Genomic DNA, 15,303 nt, shown 5'->3' on the forward strand with positions numbered 1-15,303 from the left:
TTGGGGGGGGGGGGGGGGGGCCCCCGGGGGGGGGGGGGGGGGGGGGGCCGCGGCGTGGATCAGTTGGTGATGGTGATGAACGGATCCCATTCGAAGTAGCCACAGCACTTGCAGTCGCGATCGACGATCATGAACTTGAAGTGGTAGGTGACTTTCCCTTGCTTGAGCAGATCGCCACGCCAGTAGTAGTTGTCGAGGATCTGGCATGTCGGGATGGTCTTGTTGTTCTCGTTGGGTACGGCTGATTGAACCTCTGCGTGGAGGGGGCGAGGGTCTTCCAGGAGTTTGTGCTTGGGATCGTCGGAGACGAATCCGTAGAGGATTACCGATTGCTCGAAGCCGAACGAGATGCTTTGCTCGCGCCAGCGGACCACATCGCCCACACGGCCCCGGAGATGCAACTCACCACCGGCCTGGCCGGAGATGACGTTGTCCTGATAGGTGACCATGTAAATGTGTTCCGGTGGTATGAATGTGGGCTTGTTCGGATCCCTGCTCGCGGTAGGGTACTTTTTGAGGATGGTTTCAGTGTCGACGTTGATGCTGACATCAATGATTCTGGACATAGTGGATTCCCTTTCACTGATTTCGAGTAGGTCAATGGTGAGCCTCAGTCGCTCTCCACTGGCACTGCCCGGAGCCTCGCTTCCTGCGAATGCCGGTACTGCCGCACGGTATGCCAAGTTCCGGTTGTCCGACCACCTGGAGTGATCTGCGGATCACAGGGGTCAGGCTAGATCCGTGGGGGTGGGTGTCAAACCGCGTTGCGCGGATACTGACCAATGGTCGTAGGGCGTGGACATGGTTGACGCAAATCAATGGGGCTACCATGTAGGACGTGGTCGGACGGCTGATCCGCCGTTCGCCGCTCGATGTTCATGAGGCCGCAGGCCAGGAGTACAGATGAACTTTCACACCCGCAAATGGGTAAAACCCGAAGACCTCAACCCCAACGGCACCCTGTTCGGCGGCAGCCTGCTGCGCTGGATCGACGAGGAGGCGGCGATCTACGCCATCGTCCAGCTGGGCAACCAGCGTGTGGTGACCAAGTACATTTCCGAGATCAACTTCGTCAGCGCCTCGCGCCAGGGCGACATCATCGAGCTGGGCATCACCGCCACCGAGTTCGGCCGCACCTCGATCACCCTCAAGTGCGAAGTGCGCAACAAGATCACTCGCAGGGCGATCCTGACCGTAGACAAGATGGTCTTCGTCAACCTGGGCGAGGATGGCCAGCCGGCGCCGCACGGGCGTACCGAGATCAAGTACATCCAGGATCAGTTCCCGGACAGCGCCGTGGAGTAATTCTCGGGGGCTGCTCTGCAGCCCTTCGCGGCACAAGGCCGCTCCTACAGAAGAACGCAATCCCCTGTAGGAGCGGCCTTGTGCCGCGAAGGGCCGCAAAGCGGTCCCGGCCTTTTCAAGGCTGTGTGCTGACCTTGCGTACCACCTTGCCGACCGTCAGACCCTGCACCAGGATCGACGACAGCACCACGATGTAGGTGATCGACAGCAGCAGGTCACGCTCATCGCCCTGTGGCAGCGACAGCGCCAGGGCCACCGACACGCCACCGCGCAGGCCTCCCCAGGTCAGCACGCGGATGGTGCCTTGCGGCACGGTCCGCCAGCGGCGCAGCAACACGATGGCCGGCGCCACGGTCAGCAGGCGCGAGGCCAGCACCGCCACCGCCAGCACGCCACCGGCCGCCAGGTGCAGCCAGTTGAACGGCAGCAGCAACAGCTCCAGGCCGATCAGGGCGAACAGCAGGGCGTTGAGCATGTCGTCGATCAGTTCCCAGAAACCGTCCATGTAGCGGCGGGTCATGTCGTTCATCGCCAGGTTGCGCCCCAGGTTGCCGATGATCAGGCCGGCCACCACCATGGCGATCGGCGCCGAGACGTGCAGCTCGTAGCACATGGCCGAGCCGCCGATCACCAGCGCCAGGGTCAGCATGACCTCGACCTGGTACTGCTCGACGCTCTTGATCATGCGGTAGGTCGCGTAGCCGATCACCCCGCCGAACACCACCCCGCCGATGGCTTCGCGGGCGAACAGCAGGGCGGTGTCGGACACGCTCGGCGTCTCGCCCAGCTGGATGATGCCTAGCAGCACGGTGAACACCACCACCGCGGTGCCGTCGTTGAACAGCGACTCGCCGACGATGGTGGTCTTCAGCGGCTTGGAGGCGTTGGCGGTACGCAACGCGCCGAGCACGGCGATCGGGTCGGTCGGCGAGATCAGCGCGCCGAACAGCAGGCAGTAGATCAGCGGCACGTTCCAGCCGAACAGGGCGAACACCCAGTGCGCCAGGTAGCCGATCACCACGGTGGCGATCAGCACGCCGATCGTGGCCAAGAGTCCGATCGGCCAGCGGTAGCTGCGCAGGTCGGCGAGGTTGACGTGCAGGGCGCCGGCGAACAGCAGGAACGACAGCATCCAGTGCATCAGCAGGTCATTGAAGTCGATCTGGTTCATCAGGCCTTCGACGCGCTCTTCCAGGCCAGGAAAGCCGATCAGGCTCAGGCCCTGCAGCATCAGGGAGAACAGCAGTGCGGTGACCATCACGCCGATGGCCGGCGGCAGGCCGATGAAGCGGTAGTTCACATAGGTGAGGAGGGTGGTGAGGCAGATAAACGCGGCAACTAATTCAAGCATCCCGAATCCTGTAACAGTGGCTTCCAAGTCGTTTCCCGAGTGGCTCGGGCAGTTCTTTGATGACCTGGCGCGGGGTTCGGGACACACCTTATGACCGGTTTTGTCGGAATCGTTCCTCAAGTCGGGCGGCAGGCGCTCCCACGATGCCTACAAGCAACAGCAAACCGTTATAGTGCGAGGTGTCGCCTGGTCTTTGCGCAAGGAATCCCGCGTGTTGGCAACCTCCCTGGTACTGGTCGCAGCCCTGCTCCACGCGACCTGGAACACCCTGATCAAATTCAGCGCCGAACGCCTGCTGGTGATCGCCAGCATGGACCTTGTGGCACTGGTCTTCGCCGTTCTGGCGGTGGCGTTCGTCGAGTTTCCCCCTGCCAGCATCTGGCCCTGGCTGCTGGCTTCGGCGCTTGCCGAACAGCTGTATCGCTACCTGTTGATAAAAGCCTACAAAGTGGGCGACCTGGGCCTGGTCTATCCGCTGATGCGTGGCCTGTCGCCGTTGGTGGTCCTGGGCTTGACCCTGGCCTTCGCCGGCGAGTCGCTCAGCCAGCAGCAGATCATCGGCATCCTCCTGATCCCCTGCGGTATGGCCTGCCTGCTGTGGCAGGGTGGTGGCGGTGATCGCCTGCCCTGGTCGATGCTGCCGGTGGTGGCGCTGATTGGCCTGTGCATCGGTTGCTACACCTGGTTCGATGGCCAAGCTGTTCGCCTGTGGGGCAAGCCCATGGACTACCTGGTATGGCTGACCCTGCTCAGTGCCTGGCCGTTCCCGCTGCTGGCCGGCGTTGCCCGCGGGCCGCAATTCGCGCTGTTCTGGCGCACCCAGTGGCGGTTGGGGTTGGCGGTGGGGCTGTGCGTGCTGCTGAGCTACGCTCTGGTGCTGTGGGCCATGCACCTGGGGTCGGTCGCCGAGGCGGCGGCGCTGCGTGAGCTGAGCGTGATCCTCGTGGTGCTGCTGGGCATGCGCTACCTCAAAGAACCTTTTGGCGGGCCGAGACTCCTAGCTTGCGGGCTGGTCCTGGCTGGCATGCTGGTGATGAAGCTCTGACCGATCCTCTGTGAACAAGGAGTCCTGTAGATGACCGTTGCCCTGTGGTGCATTCTCGTCGCGCTGGTCCTGCCACCGCTGTGTGCATTGATCGCCAAACTCAGCAGCGGGTATTTTGGCCTGCGTGCCAATCACGACCCGCGTGCGTTTCTGGACAAGCTCGAAGGGCTGCCACGGCGTGCCCATGCTGCCCAATTGAATGGCTACGAGGCGTTTCCCGCGTTTGCCGCGGCGGTTCTGGTGGCCGACATCGTCGGCAATGCCGAGCAGGTGACCCAGGATGTGCTTGGGGTGGTGTACATCACCAGCCGCTTGCTTTACATCATCTGCTATCTGGCCGACTGGGCAGTGTTGCGCTCGCTGGTGTGGTTCGTCGGGATGGCGCTGATCGTGGCGTTCTTCGTGGTGTCCATCTGACTTGAGAAAATCTGCCGGTCTGCGCTGATTGTTGTAGGAGCGGCCTTGTGCCGCGAAAGGCCCGCGAAGCGGGCCCTGCGATGTCTGTAGCGCGCCCCTTTCGCGGCACAAGGCCGCTCCTACAGGGCGCATGCAGCCATCAAGGAACCTTTGGTACTTCTGGCAAAGGCTGCCCCTTGGGCCACAGCATCCAGATCTGCCCTTGCTGCTTCATGTTCCCCGCCAGTTCGCCGGCCTCGGGGCCGGTGCCCCAGAACAGGTCCGCGCGCACTTCGCCGGTGATGGCGCCGCCGGTGTCCTGGGCGCCGACCGGGCGCACCACCGGGCTGCCGTCCGGGCGGGTGGTGGACAGCCAGAGCAGGCTGCCAAGGGGGATTACCTTGCGGTCGATCGCCACGCTGTAGCCCGCGGTCAGCGGCACGTTGAGCGAGCCGCGCGGCCCCTCGTTGCTGTCCGGGCGGGTGCTGAAGAACACGTAGCTTGGGTTGCTGGCCAGCAGCTCGGGCACACGCTGCGGGTTGGCCTGGGCCCAGGCGTGGATGCTGCCCATGGTCACCTCTTCCTTCGGCAACTGCCCCTGCTCAACCAGCCAGCGGCCGATCGGCCGGTACGGGTGGCCGTTCTGGTCGGCGTAGCCCAGGCGCAACTGGCGGCCGTTCTCCAGCTGGATACGGCCCGAGCCCTGTATCTGCAGGAACTGCAGGTCCATCGGGTCGGTCAGCCAGGCCAGTACCGGCGCCTTGGCGCCGTCGCGGTTGATCACCTCGGCGGTGTCGTAGGGCTTGAGCACCCGCCCGTCGAGGCGCCCGCGCAGGCGTTTGCCCTTTAGCTCGGGGTACACGCCGGCCAGGTCGACCACGATCATGTCCTCGGGCACGCCATACACCGGGACCTGCGCTCTGTCGGTGCGGGCCAGGCTGCCGGGGTAGACCGGCTCGTAATAGCCGGTGATCAGGCCGTTGGCGCTGTTCTGCGCCGAACGCAGGCCATAGACCTGTAGATTCTGTTCGAGGAAGGTGCGCACCTGGGCGGCATTGGCCGTGGCCGAGCCCGCTGCTTCGCAGGTGGCGGCCCACACCGGGTCGCGCCTGAGCTTCTCGCAACCGCTGCGCCAGGCGTAGAAGCCGGCCAGCAGGTCGTCGTCGCTGACCTGGGGCAGGTCCTTGAAGTTGGCGGGCACGTAGGTGGCGATGGCGTGGGGTTCGGGCTTGGCGCTTTCGCCGCCGTTGCAGCCGGCCAGGAGCGCCAGGGCAGGCAGTGCCCAGGCGAGATGGCGCAATGCAGATTTCATGTTGTCGGTCCTGTGTGGGGCAAAGCGTGAAGATTCGCCCCTGTTTTCTGTGTGGCTATTGGTCTTTGCCCGCGAGGCGGTGATACTGGCCGCCCGTTTTCCTGGCCGAAGAGACCGTGATGTTCAAGCGATTGACCGTAGTACTGCTTGCCGCCCTTGCCCTGAGTGCCTGTGACGGCGTTGATCCCAACTCGCCGCTGGGCCAGCGCAAGGCGATCTTCAAGCAGATGCTCAAGACCAGCGAAGACATGGGGGGCATGCTGCGCGGGCGCTTGCCCTTCGACGGCGTGAAGTTCGCCGATGGCGCGGCGAAGCTGGACAGCCTGGCCCACGCGCCGTGGCAGCACTTCCCGCAGGTGCGCGATGAGGGTGACAGCAGCGCGCGGGCCGAGGTCTGGCAGCGCCAGGCGCGGTTCCAGGACCTGGCCCGGCAACTGGAGGGCGTCACTGGCGAACTGGTCGCGGTGACCCGTGCCCAGCCGCTGGACGTGGCGCAGGTGAAGGCGCCGATGGACAAGGTCGAGGCGGCGTGCAAGGCCTGTCATAGCGAGTTTCGCAATCACTGAGCGAGTGGGCCGTTGTGGGTGCGGGCTCGTGGGAGCGGGCTTGCCCCACGATGGCGCCGGATCGGCCAGTGACGTTGCCTGGGCTGACGTCATCGCGGGGCAAGCCCGCTCCCACGGTTCGTACACATAAGACCGGTCGACTAGCGTTCGAGCTCGTCCACGGCCTCCTGCAGCTCCTTCTTCGCCTCGGCCAGCTTGTCCTTGCGCTTGTTGATCTTCTCCGCGTCGCCCTTCTTCATGGCCTTGTCCAGGTCCTTGGTGCGCTGGTTCACTTCATGGCGAGCGTCGAGCACCTTCTGCTCGCGCTCCTTGCGCAGGCCGGCATCGGTGCAGTGTTCGGTGACTTCGCTCAAGGCTTTTTCCAGCCCCGCCTGCTGGTCGCTGTTGCCATGGGCGCGGGCTTGTTCGATCTGTTCGCTGATGGCCTGGCGCTTGGCCGCGCAACCGGTCAGGCCCGGCTGCTCTGCGGCGGCCAGCAGCGGGCTGGCGGCGAAACCGAGCAGGGTAGACAGGGCGAGGGACGAAAGCAGTTTCATCGAGGGCTCCATTCGAGGCTGGGCAGCAGAAAACGAAATGCTGCCTTGATCTGCGCAAATTAGAAACCCTCGATTGCATGGGTGCGCAGGTTTCGGGCCAGCTCCTGAACCCGCTCGTGGGCGAAAAAAGCCTGCAATTGCTCTGCTCGACCAGGTCCGACGCCAGGTTCGGCAAGCCATTGCTCTATGTTTCTGGATGCCAGTGTGTGCCAGTCGGGGCCCATTTGCAGGCTGGACGGTGCGGGTACGCCGAGGCCTCGCAGCCAGCGTTTGAACGGCTGCTGGCGGGCCTGAGAGAAAGCAGTCTGCAATTGCCTGGCCCGTGCCTGGGCGATCCCGGGTACCTCGAGCAGCTGTTTCTGATCGAGGTTCAGCCAATCGGTCAACTGCACGATATGGCCACTTTCGACAAGACGTTTCCAGGTTTCGGTCCCCAGGCCCGGCAGGTCCAGTCCCTGCTTGCCGCCCAGCCAGGCCAGGCGGGCAAGGAACTGCTGCTGGCAGCCATCGTCGACCTGCCAGCAACTGAAGGCGTTATAAACAGACGGATCCGGAGCCTGAACCTCGGGACGCCGGGCGGCGCGATGCACCACGCTTTCCAGGCGTGGGATGGTCATGCCGGCCAGGCTGACCGCGATCTGGTCACCGGGCCGGACGTCCAGCTGCCTCCAGCGCGCCAGCGAGCTAAGGCTGAGCTGGCTGATCCGGCGATCGTCCAGGGTCAGCGGCTGCAACAGCAGCAAGGGTGTGATGCGCCCGGTACGGCCGATTCGGAACTGCACCTCCCTGACCTGCGCCAGCGCCTGGGCGAACGGGTATTTCCAGGCAGCGATCCAGTAGGGCGCCTGGGCGCGCCAGCGCTGTGCTGCGGGGCGGCTGTCCTGGCGCAGGATCACGCCGTCGCTGGCGAAGGGCAGGGGCGAGCGGTACCAGTGCTGACGCCAGCGCGCAACCTCGGCGACATCCTCGATGGCCACGCTCAAGCGTTGACTGTTCGGAAAACCAAGCGCTGTCAGCTGCGCCAGGCGTTCGGCCTGGTTGTCCGGGCCGTGCGGCCAGTCCCAGACGAACAGGCCGATGCCCGCGCCTTGTTCCTCGGTCATCCGCTTGCGTGCCAGCAGCCCGGCGACGGAGCCGCGGGCGTTGGCGCTGCCTGCTTCTGCTTGCACGTGGTGGTCCAGGCGCCAGTACAGCTCACCCTGGAACACACTGTCCAAAGGTTGGGAAAGTTGTCGCACGATACCGCTCAGCGCCGGGATGTGCCGGCTCCAGTCGTGCCCTAGTGTGCCGTCGCCACGGCTGAGCAGGCCTGTCAGTTGGCCCTGGCGGTAGATCAGTGACACCGCGACGCCGTCGACCTTCGGCTGCATCCAGATGTCGCGTTTGCCCAGCAGCCAGCGGGCTACGGCCTGCTCGTCGGCAAGCTTGTCGACACCGGTGTGGGGGATCGGATGGGGGATAGTGCCGCGGGCGCTCGCCAGCGGAGCGTCGTCGTGGGAAAGACCAAAGCAGGCTTGAAGCTCCAGCAGGTGCTGGCGGCTTTGATCGTAGAGTTCGTCGGCCACCAGGGCGATACCCTGGCGATGGTACTGGTCGTCCCAGTGGGCGAGGGTGGCGCGCAGCCGGGCGACCTCGGCCTCGGCCTGCGCCGAGTCCCAGGCCGGGCACACACCCGCCAGGACAACGGGGTGGTGCAACAGCAGCGCTACGACTATCAGCAGTAATGGCATGGCCGGCATCCTTGCAAGGCGGGAAGGAGTTCTCAGCCTAGGCGGGTGACGGCGTGGGCGACGGTGGGCATTTGTCAGCCCATATGTCACAAAAAAGCCCCTGCCGATCACTCGGCAGGGGCTTTCCGGTACTGCTGTAGGAGGCTTACAGGCCAGCGGCGTCGCGCAGGGCGGCGGCGCGGTCGGTGCGCTCCCAGGTGAAGGTGGTGAAGGTGTCGTCGCCGACGGTCTTCTGCTGCGGCGTACGGCCGAAGTGACCGTAGGCGGCGGTTTCCTGGTACATCGGATGCAGCAGGTCGAGCATGGTGGTGATGGCGTACGGACGCAGGTCGAAGCACTCGCGCACCAGCTGCACGATCTTGTCGTCGGAGACCTTGCCGGTACCGAAGGTGTTGATCGAGATGGAGGTCGGCTGGGCTACGCCGATGGCGTAGGACACCTGGATCTCGCAGCGCTCGGCCAGGCCCGCGGCAACGATGTTCTTGGCCACGTAGCGGCCGGCGTAGGCGGCGGAACGGTCGACCTTGGACGGGTCCTTGCCGGAGAACGCGCCACCGCCGTGGCGGGCCATGCCGCCGTAGCTGTCGACGATGATCTTGCGGCCGGTCAGGCCGCAGTCGCCCACCGGGCCACCGATGATGAAGTTGCCGGTCGGGTTGATGTGGTACTGAGTGTCCTTGTGCAGCAGCTCGGCCGGCAGGGTGTGCTTGACGATCAGCTCCATCACCGCTTCCTGCAGGTCTTTCTGCGAAACCTCAGGGTTGTGCTGGGTCGACAGCACCACGGCATCGATACCGACTACCTTGCCGTTTTCGTAGCGGCAGGTGACCTGCGACTTGGCGTCCGGGCGCAGCCATGGCAGCAGCTTGGACTTGCGCGCTTCGGCCTGGCGCTCGACCAGACGGTGCGAGAAGCAGATCGGCGCCGGCATCAGCACGTCGGTCTCGTTGCTGGCGTAGCCGAACATCAGGCCCTGATCGCCGGCACCCTGGTCTTCAGGGCGCGAGCGATCGACACCCTGGGCGATATCCACCGACTGCTTGCCGATGATGTTCATCACGGCGCAGGTGGCACCGTCGAAGCCGACGTCGGAGCTGTTGTAGCCGATGTCGATGATCACTTTACGCACCAGCTCTTCCAGGTCGACCCAGGCCGAGGTGGTGACTTCACCGGCGATGATGGCGACACCAGTCTTGACCAGGGTCTCGCAGGCCACGCGGGCGTACTTGTCCTGGGCGATGATGGCGTCCAGCACCGCGTCGGAGATCTGGTCGGCGATCTTGTCCGGATGCCCTTCGGACACGGACTCGGAGGTGAAAAGGGAGTATTCGCTCATCTCGATGGGTTCCTGAAATTTACCGATGTTGTATGTCGCCAGTGGTCCGCTGGAAGTGCCGGACCTGGATCTGGAAACCGTTACGCAAGCCCACGTAGAGGCTGTCCCCGGGGGCCAGCCCTGCCGCGTTGGCCCAACGGGCCAGGTCGTCCTGCTCGAAGCCAAGCCACAGGTCGCCGCAGGCTTCGCGGGCCCACCCCTGGTCATGGCTGCACAGCTCGGTGACCAGCAGGCTGCCGCCCGCCTTCACCCGTCTGGCCAGCAGGCGCAGGGCCTGGGCCGGGTCGCTGAAATGGTGCAGGACCATGTTCAGCACAACGCAGTCGGCTTCCACATCCGTTGCACCCAGTGCATCGGCCAACTGCAGGTTTACGTTACTCAATTCGTTGCGCTCGCAGACCTGGCGGGCCAGCTCGAGCATGGTCGGGCTGTTGTCCATGGCCGTGACCTGCTCGAAGCGCCTGGCCAGGTCGGGCAAGAAACCGCCGTCGCCGGGGCCGACCTCCAGGGCGCTGGCGCCCGCGTCGAAGCTCAGCTTGTCGAGCAGTGCCAGCAGGCTTTCGCGGTACTGCGGCAGGCCGGCGATCAGGTCCTGCTGGGCGCGGAACTTCTCTTCCACGCGCAGGAAGAAATCCTGGCTGGTGGCGGCGCGACGCTGCTGGACCTGGGCGATGCGAGCCTGCACTGCTTGAGGCAGGGCGAGGTCGTCGACCTCCTCGAGCAGCGCCGAATGCAGACGGCCGCCCAGGCGCTGGCTGTCGGGCAGGGCGCGGCGGTAGAAGATCGCGTTGCCTTCGCGGCGGGTCGCCACCAGCTCGGCCTGGGCCAGCACCTTCAGGTGATGGCTCATGCCCGACTGACCGATGTCGAAGATCTGCGCCAGCTCCAGCACGCCGAACGAATCATTGGCCAATGCGCGCAGCACGTTCAGGCGCAGGGGGTCGCCGCCGGCCTTGCACAGGGCGGCCAGCTCGTCGCTGCGTTGTGGGGTGATGGGCGCATTGAGGTTCATGGGGCGGGAGTCTAGACAGGCATCGTTACCCTAGCAAGACCAATATCAAAAAGTTTTGATATTGGTCGATGGGCGGAGGATCGGTTCGCCTGTGCGGGCCTCTTCGCGGGTAAACCCGCTCCCACAGAGATCGCGCAGACCTGTGGGAGCGGGTTTACCCGCGAAGAAGTCGACGGCAATCCCGCTGTTTTCACCCAAATTGCCGAACAAACACAGGAAAAAAACCCGACTGCGACCATACGTCATTGCCCCCGGCCCCCCCTGTGGGCGAAAATGGCCGCCTTTTTTCGCTTCACCACCTATTTCAAGCCCCAGGAGACTCAGCGATGCCCAGCCGTCGTGAACGTGCCAACGCCATTCGTGCCCTCAGCATGGATGCCGTGCAAAAGGCCAACAGCGGCCACCCAGGTGCCCCCATGGGTATGGCGGATATCGCCGAAGTGCTTTGGCGCGATTACCTGAAGCACAACCCGAGCAACCCAAGCTTTGCCGACCGCGACCGCTTCGTGCTGTCCAACGGCCACGGCTCGATGCTGATCTACTCGCTGCTGCACCTGACCGGCTACGACGTCACCATCGACGACCTCAAGGCCTTCCGCCAGCTGCACAGCCGCACCCCGGGCCACCCGGAGTTCGGTTACACCCCGGGCGTCGAGACCACCACCGGCCCGCTGGGCCAGGGCCTGGCCAACGCCGTGGGCTTCGCCCTGGCGGAAAAAGTGCTGGGTGCCCAGTTCAACCGTGAAGGCCACAACATCGTCGACCACAACACCTACGTGTTCCTCGGCGACGGCTGCATGATGGAAGGCATCTCCCATGAAGTCGCCTCGCTGGCCGGCACCCTGGGCCTGAACAAGCTGGTCGCCTTCTACGACGACAACGGCATCTCCATCGACGGCGAAGTCCACGGCTGGTTTACCGACAACACCCCGGCGCGCTTCGAAGCCTACAACTGGCTGGTGATCCGCAACGTCAACGGCCACGACGCCGACGAGATCAAGACCGCCATCGAGACCGCGCGCAAGAGCGACCGTCCGACCCTGATCTGCTGCAAGACCATCATCGGCTTCGGCTCGCCGAACAAGCAGGGCAAGGAAGACTGCCACGGCGCACCGCTGGGCAACGACGAAATCGCCCTGGCCCGCAAGGAACTGAACTGGAACCACGGCCCGTTCGAAATCCCGGCCGACATCAAGGCCGAGTGGGATGCCAAGGAAGCTGGCGCCAAGGTCGAAGCCGAGTGGAACCAGCGCTTCGACGCCTACGCCAAGGCCTATCCTGAGCTGGCTGCCGAGTTCAAGCGCCGCGCCGCCGGCGACCTGCCGGCCGACTTCTCCGAGAAGGCCCAGGCCTACATCAACGAAGTTGCTGCAAAGGGCGAGACCATCGCCAGCCGTAAGGCCAGCCAGAACACCCTGAACGCCTTCGGTCCGCTGCTGCCAGAGTTCCTCGGTGGCTCCGCCGACCTCGCCGGCTCCAACCTGACCCTGTGGAAAGGCTGCAAGGGCGTCGAAGCCAACGATGCCAGCGGCAACTACGTGTTCTACGGCGTGCGCGAGTTCGGCATGACCGCCATCATGAACGGCGTCGCCCTGCACGGCGGCCTGGTGCCTTACGGCGCCACCTTCCTGATGTTCATGGAATACGCCCGCAACGCCGTACGCATGTCGGCGCTGATGAAGCAGCGCGTGATCCACGTCTACACCCACGACTCCATCGGCCTGGGCGAAGACGGTCCGACCCACCAGCCAATCGAGCAGCTGACCAGCCTGCGCAGCACGCCGAACCTGGACACCTGGCGTCCGGCCGATGCGGTGGAATCCGCCGTGTCCTGGAAAGCCGCCCTGGAGCGCAAGGACGGCCCGTCGGCGCTGATCTTCTCGCGCCAGAACCTGCAGCACCAGACCCGCGACGCCCAGCAGATCGCCGATATCGCCCGTGGCGGTTACGTGCTCAAGGACTGCGCCGGCGAGCCTGAGCTGATCCTGATCGCCACCGGCTCCGAAGTGGGCCTGGCCGTTCAAGCCTTCGACAAGCTGACCGCGGACGGCCGCAAGGTCCGCGTCGTGTCGATGCCGAGCACCAGCGTGTTCGACGCCCAGGACGCAGCCTACAAGCAGTCGGTACTGCCGCTGGAAGTTGGCGCGCGTATCGCCATCGAAGCCGCTCACGCCGACTTCTGGTACAAGTACGTCGGCCTCGAAGGCCGCGTGATCGGCATGACCACCTACGGCGAGTCGGCCCCGGCCAGCGCGCTGTTCGAGGAGTTCGGCTTCACCCTGGACAACATCCTGGGTACCGCCGAAGAGCTGCTGGAAGACTGATACAGGTAAGGCGAGGGCCTTTGGCCCTCGTTCGCGGCACAAGGCCGCTCCTACAGGGCATTGCGCACGCCGTTTCCTGTAGGAGCGGCCTTGTGCCGCGAATGGGCCGCGCAGCGGCCCCGTTCAACCGCCGGAGTTCAAGAGCTACCTATGCCCCACCCGCGTCCCTACAAAGTTGCACTCAACGGTTACGGCCGCATCGGCCGCTGTGTCCTGCGCGCACTGTTCGAGCGGGGGGCGAAGGCCGGTTTCGAGATCGTCGCGCTGAACGACCTGGCCGACCAGGCCAGCCTGGAATACCTGACGCGCTTCGACTCCACCCACGGGCGTTTCCCCGGCGAGGTGAAGGTCGACGGCGACTGTCTGCATATCAATGGCGACTGCGTGAAAGTACTGCGCAGCGCCACCCCGGAAGGCATCGACTGGGCCGCCCTGGACATCGACCTGGTGCTGGAATGCTCCGGTGCCTACCACACCCGTGCCGACGGCCAGCGCTTCCTCGACGCCGGCGCGCCGCGGGTGCTGTTTTCCCAGCCCATGGCCAGCGAGGCGGACATCGACGCCACGGTGGTCTACGGCGTCAACCAGGATTGCCTGACCGGCAGCGAGCTGCTGGTGTCCAACGCCTCCTGCACCACCAACTGCGGCGTGCCGCTGTTGCGCGTGCTGGACCAGGCTTTTGGCATCGAGTACGTGCAGATCACCACCATCCACTCGGCGATGAACGACCAGCCGGTGATCGACGCCTACCACCACGAAGACCTGCGCCGCACCCGTTCGGCGTTCCAGTCGGTGATTCCGGTTTCCACGGGCCTGGCCCGGGGTATCGAACGCCTGCTGCCGGAACTTGCCGGGCGAATCCAGGCCAAAGCGGTACGCGTGCCGACGGTAAACGTCTCGTGCCTGGACATCACCCTGCAGACTTCCCGCGATACCACCACCGAGGAAGTCAACCGGGTGCTGCGCGAGGCCGCCCTGGACGGCCCGCTGAAAGGCTTGCTGGCCTACACCGAGCTGCCCCACGCCAGTTGTGATTTCAACCATGACCCGCATTCGGCCATCGTCGATGCCAGCCAGACCCGTGTCTCAGGCCCCCGCCTGGTGAACCTGCTGGCCTGGTTCGACAACGAATGGGGGTTTGCCAACCGTATGCTCGACGTTGCCGAACACTATCTGCACGTCGTACACCCAACCCGCAGCAAACAGCCCTGAAGGACTGCATTCATGACCGTGTTGAAGATGACCGACCTCGACCTGCAAGGTAAGCGCGTACTGATCCGCGAAGACCTCAACGTCCCTGTGAAGGACGGTGTGGTGGCCAGCGACGCGCGTATCCTGGCAGCGCTGCCGACCATCAAGCTGGCCCTGGAGAAGGGCGCGGCGGTGATGGTCTGCTCGCACCTGGGCCGCCCGACCGAAGGCGAGTTCTCTGCCGAGAACAGCCTCAAGCCGGTTGCCGACTACCTGGGCAAGGCCCTGGGCCGCGACGTGCCGCTGGTCGCCGACTACCTCGACGGCGTTCAGGTGCAGGCCGGTGACCTGGTGCTGTTCGAAAACGTGCGCTTCAACAAGGGCGAGAAGAAGAACGCCGACGAGCTGGCGCAGAAATACGCCGCCCTGTGCGATGTGTTCGTGATGGACGCCTTCGGCACCGCCCACCGCGCCGAAGGCTCCACCCATGGCGTCGCCAAATTCGCCAAGGTCGCTGCCGCAGGCCCCCTGCTGGCAGCCGAGCTGGATGCCCTGGGCAAGGCCCTGAAGGCACCGGCCAAGCCGATGGCGGCCATCGTTGCCGGCTCCAAGGTCTCCACCAAGCTGGACGTGCTGAACAGCCTGAGCACGGTCTGCGACCAGCTGATCGTCGGTGGCGGCATCGCCAACACATTCCTCGCCGCCGCCGGTCACCCGGTCGGCAAGTCGCTGTACGAGCCTGACCTGGTCGAGACCGCCAAGGCCATCGCCGCCAAGGTCAGCGTACCGCTGCCGGTGGACGTGGTGGTCGCCAAGGAGTTCGCCGAAAGCGCCGAAGCCACCGTCAAGGCGATCGCCGACGTGGCCGCCGACGACATGATCCTGGACATCGGTCCAAAGACCGCCGAGCAGTTCGCCGAGTTGCTGAAGACCTCGAAGACTATCCTGTGGAACGGTCCGGTCGGTGTGTTCGAGTTCGACCAGTTTGGCAACGGCACCAAGGTCCTGGCCAAGGCCATCGCCGACAGCGCCGCGTTCTCCATCGCCGGTGGCGGTGACACCCTGGCGGCCATCGACAAGTATGGCGTGGGTGCCGATATCTCCTACATTTCTACCGGTGGCGGCGCGTTCCTCGAGTTCGTCGAAGGCAAGGTCCTGCCTGCCGTGGCAATCCTGGAAGAGCGGGCCAAGGCCTGAGC

At 64.8% G+C, this 15,303-nt stretch carries 13 protein-coding genes and 1 pseudogene; 7 read left to right on the plus strand and 7 right to left on the minus strand.

The features are described from left to right. Positions 1-59: 59 nt before the first annotated feature. The gene (locus POF53_RS14335; RefSeq protein ID WP_232856281.1) at positions 60-566 is read right to left on the minus strand and encodes an inclusion body family protein; all 507 of its coding nucleotides are present in this window, start codon (positions 564-566) and stop codon (positions 60-62) included. A gap of 337 nt (positions 567-903) precedes the next feature. On the opposite strand from POF53_RS14335, the pseudogene POF53_RS14340 reads away from it, so the two are divergent. Next, a pseudogene (locus POF53_RS14340) lies at positions 904-1,284 on the plus strand (acyl-CoA thioesterase); the annotation flags it as partial. A 136-nt stretch (positions 1,285-1,420) separates the two neighbouring features. Here POF53_RS14340 and POF53_RS14345 read toward each other — a convergent pair. Beyond that, positions 1,421-2,656 carry a cation:proton antiporter gene (locus POF53_RS14345; protein WP_232856282.1) on the minus strand — a complete coding sequence of 412 codons (1,236 nt, stop codon included), beginning with the start codon at positions 2,654-2,656 and terminating at the stop codon, positions 1,421-1,423. 211 nt (positions 2,657-2,867) lie between these two features. Between POF53_RS14345 and POF53_RS14350 the strand changes: the two genes are divergently transcribed. Together POF53_RS14350 and POF53_RS14355 are read left to right on the plus strand one after the other, a co-directional pair. After that, positions 2,868-3,701, plus strand: a complete 834-nt coding sequence (locus POF53_RS14350) for an EamA family transporter (protein WP_232856283.1) — start codon at positions 2,868-2,870, stop codon at positions 3,699-3,701. 30 nt (positions 3,702-3,731) lie between these two features. Continuing rightward, positions 3,732-4,118, plus strand: coding sequence for an MAPEG family protein (locus POF53_RS14355; RefSeq protein WP_110734763.1), 387 nt, complete (start codon positions 3,732-3,734; stop codon positions 4,116-4,118). Between the two features lie 139 nt (positions 4,119-4,257). On the opposite strand, the gene mltA is transcribed toward POF53_RS14355, so the two are convergent. Then, positions 4,258-5,409: a murein transglycosylase A gene (gene mltA, locus POF53_RS14360; RefSeq protein ID WP_254464077.1), complete on the minus strand. Its 1,152-nt coding sequence runs from the start codon at positions 5,407-5,409 to the stop codon at positions 4,258-4,260. Between the two features lie 119 nt (positions 5,410-5,528). On the opposite strand from mltA, the gene POF53_RS14365 reads away from it, so the two are divergent. Then, entirely contained in the window at positions 5,529-5,975 is a 447-nt protein-coding gene (locus POF53_RS14365; protein WP_232856285.1) for a c-type cytochrome, read from the plus strand. Between the two features lie 140 nt (positions 5,976-6,115). Here the strand turns inward: POF53_RS14365 and POF53_RS14370 are convergent, their stop codons facing one another. The 4 genes from POF53_RS14370 to POF53_RS14385 form a co-directional block, all read right to left on the minus strand. Beyond that, positions 6,116-6,511, minus strand: a complete 396-nt coding sequence (locus POF53_RS14370; RefSeq protein WP_203648267.1) for a DUF1090 domain-containing protein — start codon at positions 6,509-6,511, stop codon at positions 6,116-6,118. Between the two features lie 59 nt (positions 6,512-6,570). Next, positions 6,571-8,241 carry an NAD-dependent DNA ligase LigB gene (gene ligB, locus POF53_RS14375; RefSeq protein ID WP_254464078.1) on the minus strand — a complete coding sequence of 557 codons (1,671 nt, stop codon included), beginning with the start codon at positions 8,239-8,241 and terminating at the stop codon, positions 6,571-6,573. A gap of 145 nt (positions 8,242-8,386) precedes the next feature. Further along, positions 8,387-9,577, minus strand: coding sequence for a methionine adenosyltransferase (gene metK / locus POF53_RS14380; RefSeq protein ID WP_186715851.1), 1,191 nt, complete (start codon positions 9,575-9,577; stop codon positions 8,387-8,389). A 19-nt stretch (positions 9,578-9,596) separates the two neighbouring features. After that, positions 9,597-10,589: an ArsR/SmtB family transcription factor gene (locus tag POF53_RS14385; protein ID WP_203648263.1), complete on the minus strand. Its 993-nt coding sequence runs from the start codon at positions 10,587-10,589 to the stop codon at positions 9,597-9,599. Positions 10,590-10,915: 326 nt separating this feature from the next. Between POF53_RS14385 and tkt the strand changes: the two genes are divergently transcribed. The 3 genes from tkt to POF53_RS14400 all read left to right on the plus strand — a co-directional run bounded on the left by tkt (position 10,916) and on the right by POF53_RS14400 (position 15,301). Then, on the plus strand, positions 10,916-12,913 hold the full coding sequence (gene tkt / locus POF53_RS14390; protein WP_498968203.1) for a transketolase: 1,998 nt from the start codon (positions 10,916-10,918) through the stop codon (positions 12,911-12,913). Between the two features lie 150 nt (positions 12,914-13,063). Beyond that, positions 13,064-14,125, plus strand: a complete 1,062-nt coding sequence (epd, locus tag POF53_RS14395; RefSeq protein WP_110734779.1) for an erythrose-4-phosphate dehydrogenase — start codon at positions 13,064-13,066, stop codon at positions 14,123-14,125. A 12-nt stretch (positions 14,126-14,137) separates the two neighbouring features. Beyond that, the gene (locus POF53_RS14400; RefSeq protein ID WP_203648251.1) at positions 14,138-15,301 is read left to right on the plus strand and encodes a phosphoglycerate kinase; all 1,164 of its coding nucleotides are present in this window, start codon (positions 14,138-14,140) and stop codon (positions 15,299-15,301) included. The last annotated feature ends 2 nt before the right edge of the window (positions 15,302-15,303 follow it).

Origin of the sequence: Mitsuaria sp. RG (assembly GCF_028369275.1) — a bacterium.
Lineage (GTDB): Bacteria > Pseudomonadota > Gammaproteobacteria > Pseudomonadales > Pseudomonadaceae > Aquipseudomonas > Aquipseudomonas peradeniyensis.